The sequence below is a fragment of the Jiangella alkaliphila genome, assembly GCF_900105925.1.
GTDB classification, from domain to species: domain Bacteria; phylum Actinomycetota; class Actinomycetes; order Jiangellales; family Jiangellaceae; genus Jiangella; species Jiangella alkaliphila.
On sequence record NZ_LT629791.1, the window covers coordinates 5,226,617 to 5,243,134 of the forward strand.

General features: G+C 72.2%; 13 protein-coding genes. 5 read left to right on the forward strand and 8 right to left on the reverse strand.

Annotated features, from left to right (window positions below; genetic code table 11):
- Nucleotides 1–153: 153 nt before the first annotated feature.
- Nucleotides 154–636: a hypothetical protein gene (locus tag BLV05_RS24015; RefSeq protein WP_046772520.1), complete on the forward strand. Its 483-nt coding sequence runs from the start codon at nucleotides 154–156 to the stop codon at nucleotides 634–636.
- Nucleotides 637–664: 28 nt separating this feature from the next.
- Entirely contained in the window at nucleotides 665–2,203 is a 1,539-nt protein-coding gene (locus BLV05_RS24020; protein WP_046772521.1) for a flotillin family protein, read from the forward strand.
- A gap of 6 nt (nucleotides 2,204–2,209) precedes the next feature.
- Here the strand turns inward: BLV05_RS24020 and BLV05_RS24025 are convergent, their stop codons facing one another.
- The 5 genes from BLV05_RS24025 to uvrC all read right to left on the reverse strand — a co-directional run bounded on the left by BLV05_RS24025 (nucleotide 2,210) and on the right by uvrC (nucleotide 8,091).
- Nucleotides 2,210–2,902 (reverse strand): peptidyl-tRNA hydrolase, encoded by a 693-nt coding sequence (locus BLV05_RS24025; RefSeq protein WP_052763122.1) that lies wholly within the window; start codon nucleotides 2,900–2,902, stop codon nucleotides 2,210–2,212.
- Complete coding sequence (gene whiA, locus BLV05_RS24030) at nucleotides 2,899–3,879, reverse strand: DNA-binding protein WhiA (RefSeq protein WP_046772522.1); 981 nt, start codon at nucleotides 3,877–3,879, stop codon at nucleotides 2,899–2,901. Before whiA ends, BLV05_RS24025 begins: the two co-directional genes overlap by 4 nt.
- 213 nt (nucleotides 3,880–4,092) lie before the next feature.
- The gene (locus tag BLV05_RS24035; RefSeq protein WP_046772523.1) at nucleotides 4,093–5,109 is read right to left on the reverse strand and encodes a gluconeogenesis factor YvcK family protein; all 1,017 of its coding nucleotides are present in this window, start codon (nucleotides 5,107–5,109) and stop codon (nucleotides 4,093–4,095) included.
- Nucleotides 5,106–5,993 (reverse strand): RNase adapter RapZ, encoded by an 888-nt coding sequence (gene rapZ, locus BLV05_RS24040; RefSeq protein WP_046772524.1) that lies wholly within the window; start codon nucleotides 5,991–5,993, stop codon nucleotides 5,106–5,108. The genes BLV05_RS24035 and rapZ overlap by 4 nt, the downstream gene beginning before the upstream one ends.
- Nucleotides 5,994–6,078: 85 nt before the next feature.
- Nucleotides 6,079–8,091: an excinuclease ABC subunit UvrC gene (gene uvrC, locus BLV05_RS24045; protein ID WP_046772525.1), complete on the reverse strand. Its 2,013-nt coding sequence runs from the start codon at nucleotides 8,089–8,091 to the stop codon at nucleotides 6,079–6,081.
- Between the two features lie 224 nt (nucleotides 8,092–8,315).
- Here uvrC and BLV05_RS24050 point away from each other — a divergent pair, with 224 nt between their 5' ends.
- Nucleotides 8,316–9,134, forward strand: coding sequence for a mechanosensitive ion channel family protein (locus BLV05_RS24050; protein ID WP_046772526.1), 819 nt, complete (start codon nucleotides 8,316–8,318; stop codon nucleotides 9,132–9,134).
- Nucleotides 9,135–9,327: 193 nt separating this feature from the next.
- On the opposite strand, the gene BLV05_RS24055 is transcribed toward BLV05_RS24050, so the two are convergent.
- Together BLV05_RS24055 and uvrA are read right to left on the reverse strand one after the other, a co-directional pair.
- Nucleotides 9,328–9,936, reverse strand: coding sequence for a QcrA and Rieske domain-containing protein (locus BLV05_RS24055; RefSeq protein ID WP_197683289.1), 609 nt, complete (start codon nucleotides 9,934–9,936; stop codon nucleotides 9,328–9,330).
- 180 nt (nucleotides 9,937–10,116) lie between these two features.
- Nucleotides 10,117–12,981, reverse strand: a complete 2,865-nt coding sequence (gene uvrA / locus BLV05_RS24060; protein ID WP_046772527.1) for an excinuclease ABC subunit UvrA — start codon at nucleotides 12,979–12,981, stop codon at nucleotides 10,117–10,119.
- A 178-nt stretch (nucleotides 12,982–13,159) separates the two neighbouring features.
- Between uvrA and BLV05_RS24065 the strand changes: the two genes are divergently transcribed.
- Entirely contained in the window at nucleotides 13,160–13,888 is a 729-nt protein-coding gene (locus BLV05_RS24065) for a maleylpyruvate isomerase family mycothiol-dependent enzyme (RefSeq protein ID WP_046772540.1), read from the forward strand.
- A complete protein-coding gene (locus BLV05_RS24070) occupies nucleotides 13,885–14,544 on the forward strand; it encodes an MBL fold metallo-hydrolase (protein ID WP_046772528.1) in 660 nt (219 codons plus the stop codon). The genes BLV05_RS24065 and BLV05_RS24070 overlap by 4 nt, the downstream gene beginning before the upstream one ends.
- A gap of 199 nt (nucleotides 14,545–14,743) precedes the next feature.
- Here the strand turns inward: BLV05_RS24070 and BLV05_RS24075 are convergent, their stop codons facing one another.
- A complete protein-coding gene (locus BLV05_RS24075; protein WP_172860593.1) occupies nucleotides 14,744–16,150 on the reverse strand; it encodes an IS1380 family transposase in 1,407 nt (468 codons plus the stop codon).
- Between the last annotated feature and the right edge of the window lie 368 nt (nucleotides 16,151–16,518).

A 16,518-nucleotide genomic window follows, 5' to 3' on the forward strand; every position in this document is an offset into this window, starting at 1 on the left:
TCCACCCCGTCGTGGTGACCCAGACGAAACATTAGGGCATCGCTGCCGGAAACGTTGAGTGGCCCGTCATCCGCATGGTAGTACCGTGCTCGTCCCCCGGAGCGGCACCCGCTACCATCGGCCCGACCACGTCGCCGGGAGGGGGATCCACGGGTGACCATCTATCTCGTCCTGGGCGTCGCGGGGCTGGCGTTCCTGCTGGTGTCGCTGCTCGCCGGTGAGTTCCTGGACGGCGTCCTGCACCTCGGCGACTGGTTCTCCAGTGCCGCCGTGGCCGCGTTCGTGTCGGCGTTCGGCTTCTGCGCCTCGCTGGCCGAGTCCGCCGACCTGGGCACGCCGGCGACGCTCGGGCTCGGCGCGGTAGCCGGGGCGCTGGTCGCGGCGCTCACCGTGTGGCTGACGCGGACGCTCAAGGACGGCGCCACCGACCAGACGCCGCGCACCGGCGACATCATCGGGTTCGACGGCGTCGTGGTCTCGACCATCCCGGAGGCGGGCTTCGGGGTGGTCAACATCAGTGTCGGCGGTCATCTCACCCGCCTGAACGCCCGCGCCGTCGAGACGATCGAGAGCGGGGCCGCGGTCACGGTCGTCGGAGTGCTGTCACCCACCGCCGTGTCCGTCGCCCGCCTGTAGCGGGCCCCGTCAACGGGGAGTTCCACGCATGAACGAAACGACCATCACCGTCATCGGCCTCGTCGTCCTCCTGGTCCTGATCGTCCTGCTGATCACCAGCCGGTACAAGGTGGCCGGGCCCAACGAGGCCTACATCGTCACCGGCCGGCGCGGCAAGGCGGTGCGCAACGTCGAGACCGGCATCATCTCCACCGACCTGTCCGGGCAGCGGGTCGTGATGGGCGGCGGCACGTTCGTCATCCCGTTCGTCCAGAAGCTGCACATCCTCGACCTCTCCAGCCGCCGGCTGTCGGTGCAGATCCGCGGCGCCGTGTCGGGCCAGGGCGTCAAGCTCAACGTCGAGGGCGTCGCCATCGTGAAGGTCGGCGGCAACGAGGACCAGATCCGGGCCTCCGCGCAGCGCTTCCTCACCCAGCAGGAAGAGGTCGAGACGTTCACGCAGGAGGTCCTGGCCGGCGCGCTGCGCTCCATCGTCGGCGGCCTCAGCGTCGAGCAGATCATCCGCGACCGCGCCGCGTTCGCCCAGCGCGTCGCCGACGAGTCGGAGAACTCGCTCACCGGGCAGGGCCTGGTCCTCGACACGTTCCAGATCCAGGACATCACCGACGACGGCAGCTACCTGTCCGACCTGGGCCGGCCCGAGGCCGCCCGCATCGGGCAGGAGGCGGCCATCGCCGAGGCCAACGCCCGGCAGGCCGCCGAGCAGGCCCGCATCCTGGCCGAGGAGGAGATCGCCGTCTCTCAGCGCGGGCTGGCGCTACGGCAGGCCGAGATCCTGGCCGAGACCGACGCTGCGTCGGCACGGGCGGCCGCCGCCGGGCCGCTGGCCCAGGCCGACCAGGACCAGGCGATCCTCGCCGAGCAGGAGAAGGTCGCCGTCCGCCAGGCGGCGCTGACCGAACGGCAGCTCGACACCCAGGTGCGCAAGCCCGCCGACGCCGCGCGGTACCGCGTCGAGCAGGAGGCCGAGGCCAAGCGGAACTCCGACATCGCCGAGGCCGAGGCGCGCAAGGCCGCCGCCATCGCCGCCGCGGAGGGCCGCGCCGAGGAGGCCCGGCTGGTCGGTGAGTCGGAGAAGGCGCGGCGCGCGGCGCTGGCCGAGGCCGAGGCCATCGAGGGCGCCAAGCGCGGTGAGGCCGAGAAGGCGCGCCGGGTCGCCGAGGCCGACGCGGTCCGCGCCGAGGGCGACGCCGAGGCGTCGTCGATCCTCGCCCGCGGCCACGCCGAGGCGGAGGCCATGGACAAGCGCGCCGAGGCGTTCGCCCACTACAACGAGGCCGCGGTGCTGCAGATGCTGATCGAGGTGCTGCCGAGCATCGCCCGCGAGGTGTCGGCGCCGATCAGCGCGATCGACAAGCTGACAGTGGTGTCGACCGACGGCGTCGGCTCGCTGCCGCGGCAGGTCACCGACAACGTCGTCCAGACCATCGAGATGCTGAAGAACGCGACCGGCCTCGACCTCGACCAGCTGATCAAGAGCGCCGCGTCGGGCGCGGTCGGCCGGCTCGGCGGGCCTGCGTCCGACGGTGCAGCGCCTCCGGACGGCGTGACCGTGACGCAGCCCTGACCGGGCTCACCACCAGGCGATCGCCGTCGTCGTCCCCGGCCTGACCTCGGTCAGGCCGCCGTCACGGACGACGACGGCGGCGCCGGCCAGCGCCGTGGCCCAATCCGAGTCCGTCGGGGCGAGGACGGTGACCGGGCAGCCGGCGGCGGCCCAGTCGTCGCGGCGGGCGGACGGCATCGCGTGCCAGGCGAGCTGGGCGGCGTGCCCGGCCTGGGCGGCCGCCTTGCCCGCCGTCATCGTCACTGCCGGGTTCGTGACGACGGTGATCGCGGCGGGCTGGTCGTCGTACTCGCCGTCCGGCGTCGCCTCGTCCGCATCGTCCGCCGCCTCCGTGCCGCCGACCTGCAGCTTGCGCACGTCGTCCGGGACGGCGTCGGCCGGGCCGGGCAGCAGCGCCCGCACGCCGGCGCCGTCGTGCTCGACACCGACGCCGGGCAGGTCCTGGACGCGCCGCCAGCCGATGCCGCGGGCGCGGCGGACCACCTTGCGGATCCAGCCGTCCTCGTAGTGACGGATCGCGGCGGCCCACTCGGGGTCGGCGCCGTCGGCGTAGCACGCGTCGACCAGCCGGCCGACCGCCGTCGCGACCGCCTCCAGCAGCGCCTTCCGGGTGGGCGGGTCGCCCTCGGGCGAGCCGGGCCGGGGCAGGTGGACGACGATCTGCATCGCCCACCCGCCGTCGGGGGCGGGCTCGCTCACGGGGCGAGCATGTCCGGGGTGAGGTTCGCCTCGGTGTCGGGGATGCCGTCGTCGGCGGCCTTGCGGTCGGCCATGGCGAGCAGCCGGCGGATGCGGCCGGCCACGGCGTCCTTGGTCATCGGCGGGTCGGACAGCTGGCCCAGCTCTTCGAGGCTGGCCTGCTTGTTCTCCAGCCGCAGCAGGCCGGCCTTCTGCAGGTGCTCGGGGACGTCCTCGCCGAGGATCTCCAGCGCCCGCTCGACCCGCGCCCCCGCGGCGACGGCAGCCCGCGCGGACCGGCGCAGGTTGGCGTCGTCGAAGTTGGCCAGCCGGTTCGCCGTGGCCCGGACCTCGCGGCGCATGCGCCGTTCCTCCCAGGCCAGCACGCTGTCGTGGGCGCCCAGTCGGGTCAGCAGCGCGCCGATGGCGTCGCCGTCGCGCACCACCACGCGGTCGGTGCCCCGGACGTCGCGCGCCTTGGCCGAGATCGCCAGCCGCCGCGCCGCGCCGACCAGCGCTAGCGCCGCCTCGGGCCCCGGGCAGGTGACCTCGAGCGCGGAGCTGCGCCCCGGCTCGGTCAGCGACCCGTGCGCGAGGAACGCGCCCCGCCACGCCGCCTCGGCGTCGTGGTCGGCGCCGTTCACCACCTGCGGCGGCAGCCCGCGGACCGGCCGCCCGCTGCCGTCGATCAACCCCGTCTGGCGCGCCAGCCGTTCACCGTCGCGCACGACGCGCACCATGTAACGGCTCCCCTTGCGCAACCCACCGGCCGCGACCATCGCGAGGTCGCTGTCGTGGCCGAACACCTCCGCTATGTCACGTCGCAGCCTGCGGGCCGCGACCCCCGTATCCAACTCGGCCTCGATGACGATCTTCCCACTGACGATGTGCAGGCCGCCGGCAAAGCGCAGCAGCGACGACACCTCAGCCTTGCGGCAGCACGTCCTTGTCACCTCGAGGCGAGCCAGCTCGTCCTTCACGGATGCTGTCATCGCCATGCCGTGATCCTGCCACACCGGAGGGTCCGTCCGGTCGCGGTCGCTGCATGCCGGACGACGGCTCCCCGAACGGCCACCCCTCGACCCTCCCCAAAGTTGATCTTGGAGTTCTTCGGCAATTGCCGGGCGATTTGTCCCATAGATGGCCGGGCAACTCCAAGATCAACTTGGGCTGGGCGGACGGGCTGGGCGGACGGGCGGGGAGGCGGCGGGTCAGCGCCAGGGGCCGATGCGGCCGCTGCCGAGCGTCCGGGCGTAGGCGCGGCCCAGCCGGACGGGGTCGTGCTGGGCGGTGCCGTCGCGGTCGGCGACGTCGGCGACGACCAGCTCGGCGCCCATCTCGCCGGCGATGCGGCGCAGCAGTTTCTCGTCCGGGCAGGAGCGCCGCTCGGCGATGACGAGGTCCAGCCGCAGGTCCGGCGCGTACGCCCCGAGCACCTCGAGGTGCATCTCCGGGGTGAAGCCGGTGGTCTCGCCGCCCTCCTCGGACAGGTTGAGCGTGACGGCCCGCCGCGCGGACGTCGTCACCAGGGCGTCGCGGATCTCGGGGACCAGCAGGTGCGGCACGACGCTGCTGAACCAGGAGCCGGGGCCGAGCACCACCCAGTCGGCGTCGGCGATGGCCTCCAGCGCCTCGGGGCAGGCCGGCGGGTTCTCCGGGACCAGCCCGACCGCGACGATGTCGCCCTCGGTCGTCGCCACCTCGTGCTGGCCGGTGACGGTGAAGATCTCGCGCGGCGCGCCGGGCTCCGCGGCCGGCACGCCGACCAGCGCCTCGATGGTCAGCGGGACCAGTGCCATCGGCAGCACGCGGCCCTGGGCGCCGAGCAGCCGGCCGACCCAGTCCAGGCCCTCGACGTGGCCGCCGAGCAGCTCCCACAGCGCGACGATGAGCAGGTTGCCGGCCGCGTGGTTGTGCAGCTCTCCCCCACTGAGGAACCGGTGCTGCAGCACCCGCGCCCAGGTGCGGCCCCAGTCGTCGTCACCGCAGAGCGCGGCCAGCGCCATGCGCAGGTCGCCGGGCGGCAGCACGCCCAGCTCCTCGCGCAGCCGCCCGCTGGAGCCGCCGTCGTCGGCCACGGTGACGACGGCGGTCAGCCGCCCGGCCATGCGGCGCAGGGCCGACAGCGACGCCGCCAGACCGTGCCCGCCGCCGAGGGCGACCACCTTCGGGCCGGCGAGCCGGCCGCGGGCGACGTCGCCCGTCGTGCTGGTGAGTGTTCCCGTCATTCCCGTCCGAGATCGCGATGGACCACGAGGGTCTCGATGCCCTGTTTGCGCAGCCGCTGCGCGAGCTCTTCGCTCATCGCGACGCTGCGGTGCTTGCCGCCGGTGCAGCCGATGCCGATGGTGACGAACCGCTTGCCCTCGTGCAGGTACCCGGGCGCCACCATGGCGACCAGCTCGCTGTAGTGCTCGAGGAAGTCCTCGGCACCCGGCTGGGTCAGCACGTAGTCGCTGACCTCGGCGTCCGTGCCGTTCTGCGGCCGCAGGTGCGGCACCCAGTGCGGGTTCGGCAGGAAGCGCATGTCGGCGACCATGTCGGCGTCCACCGGCAGACCGTACTTGAATCCGAACGAGATGACGATGGCCCGCAGCCCGGTGATCTCGGGCGCCGAGAACGCCGACCGGACCCGGCCGGCCAGCTCGTGCGGGTTGAGCAGCGAGGTGTCGATGACGACGTCGGCGGCGACCCGCAGCGACGCCAGCTCTTCGCGCTCGCGCTCGATCGCCTCGAGGATGCGGCCGCCGCCCTGCAGCGGGTGCGGCCGCCGCGCGGACTCGAACCGGCGGACGAGGGCTTCGTCGCCGGCCTCGATGAACAGCACGGTCGGGCGGTAGCCCTGCTCGGTGAGGCGGTCGAGTGCGCCGCGCAGCTCGCCGAAGAACACGCCGCCGCGGACGTCGGCGACGACGGCGACGCGGCGGAGGTCGGTGCGCTGGGTGACGGTGGTGACGAGGTCCATCAGCAACGACGGCGGCAGGTTGTCGACGACGAACCAGCCGATGTCGTCGAGAGCAGCCGTCGCCGCCGTCTTCCCGGCACCGGACATGCCGGTGACCAGGAGCAGGTCGAGCTTCTCCGAGGCCTCCGGACGGCCCTGGTCGGTCATGGTGCGATCCCCTTGTGCGGTGTAGGGCGTGGCTGTTTAGCTGTTGTCGGGGCGCGTCCGGCGAGCGACCCGTGGCCATCGCTGGTCACGGATCGAGGATCTCGCCGGTTGCGGTGTTCACGGCCGGGACGGCCGGGCGCTCCGCCAGCGCGTCGACCACCGCCTGCGCCGTCGCAGGACCGAAGCCGGGGACCTCCGCGATCTGCTCCATGGTCGCAGCTCGGAGCCGTTTCAGCGAGCCGAACTCTTTCATGAGCGCCTTGCGCCGCGCCGGGCCGAGGCCGGGCACGCCGTCGAGCAGGCTGTCGACCATGGAGGTGGAGCGGCGCTGCCGGTGGAACGTGATGGCGAACCGGTGCGCTTCGTCGCGGACCCGCTGCAGCAGATAGAGGCCCTCGCTGGTGCGCGGCAGGATGATCGGGTGGTCGGAGTCGGGCGGCCACACCTCCTCCAGGCGCTTGGCCAGTCCGACGACCGGGATGTCGCTGACGCCGGCCTCGTCCATGGCCTGCCGGGCCGCGTTGACCTGCGGCTGGCCGCCGTCGACGACCACCAGGCCGGGAGCGTAGGCGAACTTGCGCGGCCGGCCGGTCTCGGGGTCGATGCCGGGGCGCAGCTCCGGCGCGGCGATGCCGGCCTCGGCGGTCTCGGTGCCGTCGGCCGCGGCCTCGTCCTGGTCGGCCTGGTGGGACTCGCGCAGCCGGCGGAACCGGCGGATCAGCACCTCACGGATGGACGCGACGTCGTCGGTGCCGCCCTGCTCGCCGCGGACGGTGAACTTGCGGTACTCGCTCTTGCGCGGCAGGCCGTCCTCGAACACCACCATGGACGCGACCACCTCGGTGCCGGCCAGGTTGGAGATGTCGTAGCACTCGATGCGCAGCGGCGGCTCGTCCAGCTCGAGCGCCTCCTGGACCTCCTGGAGCGCCCGGCTGCGGGTGGTGAGGTCGCTGGCCCGCTTCGTCTTGTGCAGGTTGAGCGACTGCTTGGCGTTGGCGGCGACGGTTTGCAGCAGCGCCCGCTTGTCGCCGCGCTGCGGCACCCGGATGTCGACCCGGCCGCCGCGCAACTCCGTCAGCAGCTCGGTCAGCGCGGCCGCCTCACCGGCGTCGGCGGGCAGCGCCGGCACCAGCACCTCGCGCGGCACCGCCACCTCGCCGTCCAGCTCGCCGTAGAGCTGCAGCAGGAACCGCTCGACCAACTCGCCGGCGGGGACGTCGTCGGACTTGTCGGCGACCCAGCCGCGCTGCCCGCGGACCCGTCCGCCGCGCACGTAGAACACCTGGACGGCGACCTCGAGCGCGTCCTCGGCCAGTGCGACGACGTCGGCGTCGGTGCCGTCGCCGAGCACGACGGCGTTGGCCTCCATGGCGCGGTCGAGTGCGGCGATGTCGTCGCGCAGCCGGGCGGCCCGCTCGAAGTCGAGTTCCGCCGCGGCGCCCTTCATCTCCTTCTCCAGCCGCCGGATGTAGCCCGCCGTCTTGCCCTCGAGGAACGCGACGAGGTCGTCGGCGATGTCGCGGTGCTCGTCGGCGTCGACCCGGCCGACGCACGGCGCGGAGCACTTGCCGATGTAGCCGAGCAGGCACGGCCGGCCGATCTGCTTCGACCGGTTGAACACCCCTTTGGAGCAGCTGCGCACCGGGAACACCCGCAGCAGCTGGTCGAGCGACTCGCGGATGGCCCACGCGTGGGCGTACGGGCCGAAGTAGCGGACGCCGCGCTTCTTCGCCCCGCGCATGACCATGGCCCGCGGGAACTCCTCGTTCAGCGTGACCGCGAGGTACGGATAGGACTTGTCGTCGCGGTAGCGGACGTTGAACCGCGGGTCGAACTCCTTGATCCAGGAGTACTCCAGCTGCAGCGCCTCGACCTCGGTGCGCACGACCGTCCACTCGACCTTGGCCGCGGTGGTGACCATGGCGAACGTGCGCGGGTGCAGGGCGGAGAGGTCCTGGAAGTACGACGACAGCCGCGACCGCAGGCTCTTGGCCTTGCCGACGTAGATGACGCGGCCCCTGGCGTCGCTGAAGCGGTAGACCCCGGGCTCCACCGGGATCGACCCCGGGGCCGGACGGTACGTCGTCGGATCGGCCACGACTGACAGCCTATGACCTCGCACCGACAGCGATGGCACCGCGGCGTTCGCCGTCGGCGTGACCGGGCGGCCGCCCGGCATTGTGCCGCGATGTGCCGACAATTCTCACACCTCCCTCGGCCGAACAGCCGGAACAAATCGGAATCGCACCGACCCATTAGCCGCCCGCAACTAGGTTCGGGAGAAATTCGAGACAGGGCGGGAGGCATGGAATGCCCACATCTGTGCGAACAGAGAATTTCGTCGACCAACTCGGCGATTCGTTCAGCCGGCTCGGCTCCGACATCGGCGACTTCGTGCCGCGCCTCTTGGTCGCGCTGCTACTGCTGCTGGTCGGGCACTGGGTCGCCAAACTGATCCGGCGGCTGCTCACAACCGGCCTGGAAAAAGTCGGCGCCGGACGGCTGACCGAGGCGGCGGGCATCGAGAACACCTTGCGCCAGGCCGGCACGAATGGCGTGGCATTGATCGGTCAGGTGGCCTATTTCCTGATCTTCGTCATCTTCGTGCAGATCGCCGCCGAGGTGTTGCAGATCGACGAGCTCACGTCGATGCTGAATCGCCTGATCGCGTATCTGCCGTTGGTGGCCGTCGCGCTTCTGGTGTTGTTCGTGGCCGCCGCGATCGCGAACTGGGCGGCGAATGTCGTCCGGCCGTTCGCGGACAGCCGGAACATGAGCTGGGTCAGCAGCGCCGTGCGCATCGGCGTGCTGGTGGTCGGCGTCCTGGCGGCGTTCGACACGCTGGACTTCGCGCCGTCGGTGACGTCGAAGATCGAGAACACGCTGCTGCAGTACCTGCCGCTGGCGATCCTGGCCGCCGGCACCATCGCGTTCGGCGTGGGCGGCATCAACACCGCCCGCGAGTGGTGGCGCAAGCTGTCGCCGTCGAACTTCGACTCGCCGATGGGTCAGGCCGCCACGGCGCCGTCCTACGACGCACCGTCGTACGGCGCGCCGTCGGACCAGCCGGCCGACCCGCCGGGTCCGTCGCTGTTCGGCGACGAGGAGCCGCCGCCCACGGAGCCGCGTCCGGGCACCTGACGCCGCCCCACTGACGCCGCACCCGGCCGCCTGGTTCACCCCGTTCGCACCGGCCGGGTGCGGCCCCGTCAGCCACCCGGGATCGGCCTCGGCCCGGCCGACCACGGGCAGCCTTGGCCGGCCGGGCTCGAACACCCGGTGACGCACCCGGTCGCCGCCCCTCACGCGGGCTGCGACCGGGTGCCGTCCTGCGTCAGCCGGCCAGGATCTGGTCGCCGTCGACGACGATCGCGACCGGCGGCAGCGGCTGCTCGGCCGGGCCGCGTGCGACCGAGCCGTCGGCGACGTTGTACTGGCTGCCGTGGCAGTCGCAGGTGATCAGGCCGTCGGCGACCGTGGTGACCGCGCAGCCCTGATGCGTGCAGGTGGCGCTGAAGGCGACGAACGTGCCCGCCGCGGGCTGGGTCACCACGACCCCGGCGCTGTCGTTGATGAACCCGCTGCCCACCGGCACGTCGGCGGTGGTGGCGATCGCCTCGCCGGCCGGCTCCTCCTCCGCGGGCGTCGTCGCCTCCGGCGCCGGCTCGGCCGGTGTGGTGGCCTCGCTGGACGGAGGCTCGGCGCTGGGCTCGGTGGTCGCGGACGGCGCGCCGCCGGTGCTCGGCTCGTCGTCGCCCCCGCCGCAGGCGGCCAGCAGGCCCGCGACGCCGACGGCGCCCATGCCCATCAAGGCGGTGCGGCGGCCGATGCAGCGGCCACAGCCGGCGTGGTCACTGCCGGTGTGGTCGCCGCGGTGGTCGCCATCGGCCTGGTGGCCGTCCGCCTCGCGGGTCAGGGTGGTTGCCGTGTGGTGCTGCTCCATCGATGGCCTCTCCGTGTCGGCTGCGTCAACGCGGCCGGCGCGCGACGATCGCCGCCGGCTCGCACAGTCTCAACGACCGTGACCCGCCGATGGCTCCGGCCGCCGCCGTCCTTTTTCTTGTACGTACCAGTGACCGGAACGGATTGCGCGCGCAACGAAGTGGTGGGGTCAGCGCCCCCCTCAGACCCCGAGGATCTCCTTGAGGAACCCGCCGGTGTGCGACGCCTCGACCTTGGCCACCTGCTCGGGCGTGCCGGTCGCGACGACGGTACCGCCGCCGGTGCCGCCCTCGGGGCCCATGTCGATGATCCAGTCGGCGGTCTTGACGACGTCGAGGTTGTGCTCGATGACGACGACCGTGTTGCCCTTGTCGACCAGACCCTGCAGCACGCCGATGAGCTTGCGGATGTCTTCGAAGTGCAGCCCGGTGGTGGGCTCGTCGAGGACGTAGATGGTCTTGCCGGTGGACCGTTTTTGCAGCTCGGCCGCCAGCTTGACCCGCTGCGCCTCGCCGCCGGACAGCGTCGGCGCCGGCTGGCCGAGCCGCACGTACCCCAGCCCGACCTCTTTGAGCGTGCGCAGGTGCCGGGCGATGCGCTCGACCGGGGCGAAGAACTCCGTCGCCTCCTCGATCGGCATCTCGAGCACCTCGGAGATGCTCTTGCCCTTGTAGTGCACCTCGAGCGTCTCGCGGTTGTAGCGGGCGCCGTGGCAGACCTCGCAGGGCACGTAGACGTCGGGCAGGAAGTTCATCTCGATCTTGATCGTGCCGTCGCCGGAGCACGCCTCGCAGCGCCCGCCCTTGACGTTGAACGAGAACCGGCCCTGCTGGTAGCCGCGGACCTTCGCCTCCTGCGTCTCGGCGAACAGCTTGCGGATGACGTCGAAGACGCCGGTGTAGGTGGCCGGGTTGCTGCGCGGCGTGCGGCCGATGGCCGACTGGTCGACGTGCACGACCTTGTCGACCAGGGCCATGCCCTCGATGCGCTTGTGCCGGCCCGGCACCGCCCTGGCGTTGTAGATCTCCTTCGCCAGCGAGGTGTAGAGGATGTCGTTGACCAGCGTCGACTTGCCCGAGCCGCTGACGCCGGTGACGGCGACGAAGCAGCCGAGCGGGAAGCCGACGGTGACGTCCTTGAGGTTGTTGGCCCGTGCCCCGACGACCTTGAGCGCGCGGTCCCTGGTGGGCGGACGCCGTACCGGCGGGATGTCGATGCGCCGCTTCCCGGACAGGTACGCGCCCGTCAGGGAGTCTTCCTGTGCCAGGAGGTCGTCGAGGGTGCCGCTGACGACGACCTGGCCGCCGTGCTCGCCGGCGCCCGGGCCGATGTCGACCACCCAGTCGGCCACCTTGATGGTCTCTTCGTCGTGCTCGACGACGATCAGCGTGTTGCCGAGGTCGCGCAGGCGGATGAGCGTCTCGATCAGCCGGTGGTTGTCGCGCTGGTGCAGGCCGATGGACGGCTCGTCGAGCACGTACAGCACGCCGACCAGGCCGGACCCGATCTGCGTGGCCAGCCGGATGCGCTGCGCCTCACCGCCGGCCAGCGTGGCCGACGCGCGGTTGAGGCTGAGGTAGTGCAGGCCGACGTCGACCAGGAACTGCAGCCGCTCGTTGACCTCCTTGAGCACCCGCGCGGCGATCTGCTCCTCGCGCTCGGACAGCTTCAGGGTGCGCAGGAACTCGGCGCACTCGCCGATGGGCAGGGCGGCGACGTCGGCGATGCTCTTGCCGCCCACCGTCACCGCCAGGACCACCGGCTTGAGCCGGGTGCCGCCGCAGGCCGGGCACGGCACCTCGCGCATGAAGCCCTCGAACCGCTCGCGGCTGGCGTCGGACTCGGCTTCGGCGTAGCGGCGCCGCACCCACGGGAGCACGCCCTCGTAGGACGTGTAGTAGGAGCGCTCGCGGCCGTACCGGTTCTTGTAGCGGACGTGCACCTGCTCGGGGTAGCCGTGCAGGACGGCCTCGCGGGCCTTCTTCGGCAGCTTCTCGAACGGCACGTCGGTGCGGAACCCGAGCGCCTCGCCCAGCGCGGTGACCAGCCGGTCGAAGTACTCGGACGTGCTGCCGGGCGCCCACGGGGCCAGCGCGCCGCCGTCGAGGCTCTTGGACGGGTCGGGGACGATCAGTTCCTCGTCGACCTCCATGCGGGTGCCCAGTCCGGTGCACTCGGGGCAGGCGCCGAACGGCGAGTTGAACGAGAACGACCGCGGCTCGAGCTCTTCGAACGACAGCTCGTCGTACGGGCAGTACAGGTGCTCGGAGTAGACCCGCTCGCGGTGGTCGTCGTCCTCGGGCAGGTCGACGAAGTCGAGCGTGACCAGGCCGCCGGACAGCCGCAGCGCCGTCTCGACGGAGTCGGTGAGCCGCCGCTTCGCGGACTCCTTCACCGCCAGCCGGTCGACCACCACCTCGATGGTGTGCTTCTCCTGTTTCTTCAGCTTCGGGACGTCGGTGAGCTGGTACACCGTGCCGTCGACGCGGGCGCGGGAATAGCCCTGCGACTGCAGCGTGCGGAAGAGGTCGGCGTACTCGCCCTTGCGCTCGCGGATGACCGGCGCCAGCACCTGGAACCGGGCGCCGTCCTCGAGCTCGAGCACCTGGTCGACGATGGACTGCGGCGTCTGCCGCCCGATCGGCCGGCCGCACACGGGACAGTGCGGGTGCCCGGCCCGGGCGTACAGCAGGCGCAGGTAGTCGTAGACCTCGGTGATGGTGCCGACGGTCGACCGCGGGTTGCGCGAGGTCGACTTCTGGTCGATGGAGACCGCCGGCGACAGCCCTTCGATGAAGTCGACGTCGGGTTTGTCCATCTGCCCCAGGAACTGCCGGGCGTACGCCGACAGCGACTCGACGTAGCGGCGCTGGCCCTCGGCGAAGATGGTGTCGAAGGCCAGGCTGGACTTCCCCGACCCGGACAGCCCGGTGAACACGATGAGCGCGTCGCGCGGCAGGTCGAGGGAGACGTCTTTGAGGTTGTGCTCCCGTGCGCCGCGGACCACCAGGCGGTCGCTGGCTCGGGCGGCGGTTCGTTCGGTCATGGGACCCCGTGGACTCCGGTATCGGTGGTGGTGTGGCGGACAGACGTACGGTTCGTTGCATCGTAGGGGGCGGGTCCGACAAGGTCTGCCGGACGAACGACCCGGGACGCCCAACCCAGTCGCCGCGACGGCCGATGACGACTAGGTTCGAATGGTGCCCACCGTGAACGCCGAACCGATGTCCTCTGATTCCGGTGACGTGCCCGCCGCCGGGCCGGTGACCGCCGCGACCGAGCGCCTCATCGCGACGGCCGCCACGCTGGACGACGCTGACCTGGCCGCGTCCAGTCTATGTCCCGGCTGGACCCGCGCCCACGTGCTCACGCATGTGGCCCGCAATGCCGACGGGCTGTCCAACCTGCTGGCCTGGGCGCGCACCGGGCGCGAGAACCCGATGTACCCGAGCACCGAGGCGCGCAACGCCGACATCGAGGCCGGCGCCGGCCGTCCCGCCGCCGAGATCGTCGACGACCTGCGGGTTTCCGCCGACCGCTTCGTCCGCGCCGTCATGGAGATGCCCGACGACGGCTGGGAGCGGCAGGTGCGCCGCGGCCCGGCCGCCACCGGCGACCCGCTGCCCGGGCGGCGGGTGCTGTGGCTGCGGCTGCGCGAGCTCGAGATCCACCACGTCGACCTCTCGACCGGCTACTCCCCCGCCGACTGGCCGCCCGCGTTCGTCCGCCGCGCGCTCGACGAGACGGTGCGCGCGTTCGGCCGCCGCGACGACGTCCCCGCCCTCACGCTCGAGATCGACGGCGCCGGCGTCGAGCACCTGGGCGCCGAGGCGCCCGTCACGGTCGGCGGCGAGCCGGCCGAGCTGCTGAGCTGGCTGACCGGCCGGTCCGGCGGCGACGGCCTGCGGGTCGAGCCGGCCGGCCGGCTGCCGGCGCTGCCGTCCTGGCTGTGAGCACGTACTCCGGCCACGTGACGCCCGGCGGCGTGCCGGACGTCCACGAGCTGGCCCGGCTGGTCGTCATGAAGGCGTCCGTCGGCGGAAGCTGGGACAACAACGTCTACGTGCTGCGCGACCGCTTCAGCGGCGACGAGCTGCTGGTCGACGCCGCCGCCGAGCCGGCGCGGGTGCTGGCGCTGTGCGGCGAGGGCCCGCTGCGCTACGTCGTCACGACCCACCGCCACCCCGACCACTGGGGCGCCCTGGCCGAGGTGGCGGCCGCGACCGGTGCCGTGACGGTGGCGCACGCGGCCGACGCGCCGGCGATCCCGGTGCCGACGACGCTGGTGGCGGGCGACGGCGACCGGCTGGCGTTCGGCTCCGTTACCGTGGAGCTGATCCACCTGGCCGGCCACACGCCCGGCGGCCTCGCCGTCCTGTACGACGACCCGACCGGCCCGCCGCACCTCTGGACCGGCGACTCCCTGTTCCCCGGCGGCCTCGGCCGGACGCGGTCGGCTGACGACTTCGCGTCCCTGCTGGACGATGTGGAGCGCAAGCTGTTCGACCGGCTGCCCGACGAGACCTGGGTCTACCCCGGCCACGGCGACGACACCACCCTCGGCGCCGAGCGTCCTCAGCTGGCCGAGTGGCGTGATCGGGGCTGGTAGTTCGGCCGGGACGTTTGCCGAGTTGGGCGTCCCCTGCTGCCCATTCTCTAAGCCTCGATCCGTGGAAGGGCTATCGGGTGATCTTCGCTCCTGACTGTTGATCTTGATCGGGGTCGTGGGCAGGGCTGGTCGGCTGGTCTGCCCAGCTCTTCCACGTGTCGGTGTCCGGTCGGGGCCCGGTGCGGGCGGTGGTCGACGGTCAGGCCGCCGCGGCGGGTGGCCCGGTGGCGAGCACGTGGTTCCAGAGGCGGGTCCACTGCTGGGCCCAGGGCCAGTGCGTGGGCAGGTGCAACACGCGGCGGCGTTGCGGGCGGGCCAGCCGGGCGGGCACGGTGACGATCTGTCGGCGCAGTGTCGCGCCGCGCGCGACGGCATGCCGCGGACTGGTCAGGGTGCCGGCGGCGCGGAGCAGGTTGTGGGTCATCGCGGCGCAGGTCGCCCAGGCGGCGTTCGCGGCGAACCGGCCAGACGGCAGGTGGGCCAGCGGCCCGTCGATGAGGTCGGCGAACACGGTCTCGATGATCGCGTGCGCGCGGTGGGTGATGTCCGCGTCGGCGGTCGGTTCGGTGTTGTCGGTGAAGAACGGGTGGTGCCGCCAGACCGGGAACAGTTCATCGGTCTTGGCGCGGTCGCGGACCCGGCGCACGATCAGCCGGGCGGTGACCTGGTGCTTCTTGGCCTTGGAGCCGAACGCGGTGAACGGTACTTCGGCGACGTGGGCGTCGGAGATCAACTGCCCGGTGTCCGGGTCGACGACCGCGCCGGGGTAGTGCACCGGTGTCCACGCGTCGGCGGGGATGGTCGCGATCGCCCTGCTCACCGCACGGTTCTTGGTCAGCGCCACGGAGAACCGGGCCCCCGCCCTCACGCAGGCGCCGACGACGACGCTGTTGCCGTAGGCCGAATCACCGCGGACCAGGATCTCACCCGCCGCGCCGGCGGCGCGGGCGGTCCGGATCGCCTCGGCGACCATCGTCGCCGCGCCCTTCCCGGAACCGGCCCGCCCGGCCCGTAGCCGGATCCCGGCCACCACCGGCGCACCGTGCTCGGTACTGATGCTGGTGGCCAGCGGCGACAGGCCCTTGCGGAGCACCTGCCGCCCGGCGATCTTGGTGTGCCCGAAGCTGGCGCCCTGCTTGGCGTGCCCGTAGACCGGGCGCAGCAGCGAATCGATGTCGACGAACGCCCGAGTCCCGATCCCGGGCAACAGCCCCGTCGTCGTGACGAGGCCGACCAGATGCGCCCGCGCGACCGAGGCCAACTGCAGGGCATGGCCATGGGTGAACTCCCGCAGGAACTGCCCCAGCGTGGCCGGCGCATACACGCCGCCGAACAACCGGCCCATCCCGCCGGAACGGACCACGTCCAGATCGTCGATGCAGTCCGCGCCGGCAGCCATCCCCGCCACGATCGAGGTGATCTTGCCCGCCGGGTTCACGCCGGCCGACTTCACCCTCACCGAGCCGACCGCGACCTTGGACGAGATCAGCTCGGACAGGCCAGCCTGCTCGGCCAAGGCCATCACCGGCACCAGCCCCGCGCACGACACGAGATTCTCGTCATCGAACCTCGGCATCGCCTTCGACCAGACGTGAGATAGTCGCACCGAGAGTGCCTTCCGCAGCAGTGGCGATCAGGACCTAGACAATCCAGATCCTCCCTGCACAGAAGGCACTTTCTTCGTCACCACACCGAACGACCAGCCAGCCAGTCCACGGATCGAGGCTAAGCCGCGCACCCGCGCCTCAAGCGGACAATTGGGCGCTTCGCGCCGTCGATGACCGCTTGACCCGCGGGCCCGCGGCCTGAGAACTGGCAGCTATCAGGGGGACGGGGAAGAACCGGGCACAGCCCGTCGGATTCGTGCAGTTCGCCCGACTTTGCGCCGCTGGCTTCCTGGGTGTGAGGCGCGTCCTGGGTCTGAGTCGCGCTGAAACGGCGAAACGGGCCCGGAAGCGCGCCTCACACCCAGGA

Bases quoted from the DNA above. Each gene is read 5' to 3' on its own strand.
- rapZ (WP_046772524.1), bottom strand. From the start codon at position 5,993: ATGACCGACCAGGGCCGTCCGGAGGCCTCGGAGAAGCTCGACCTGCTC.
- BLV05_RS24065 (WP_046772540.1), top strand. From the start codon at position 13,160: ATGTCCTCTGATTCCGGTGACGTGCCCGCCGCCGGGCCGGTGACCGCC.
- BLV05_RS24020 (WP_046772521.1), top strand. From the start codon at position 665: ATGAACGAAACGACCATCACCGTCATCGGCCTCGTCGTCCTCCTGGTC.
- BLV05_RS24035 (WP_046772523.1), bottom strand. From the start codon at position 5,109: ATGACGGGAACACTCACCAGCACGACGGGCGACGTCGCCCGCGGCCGG.
- whiA (WP_046772522.1), bottom strand. From the start codon at position 3,879: ATGGCGATGACAGCATCCGTGAAGGACGAGCTGGCTCGCCTCGAGGTG.
- BLV05_RS24055 (WP_197683289.1), bottom strand. From the start codon at position 9,936: ATGGAGCAGCACCACACGGCAACCACCCTGACCCGCGAGGCGGACGGC.
- uvrA (WP_046772527.1), bottom strand. From the start codon at position 12,981: ATGACCGAACGAACCGCCGCCCGAGCCAGCGACCGCCTGGTGGTCCGC.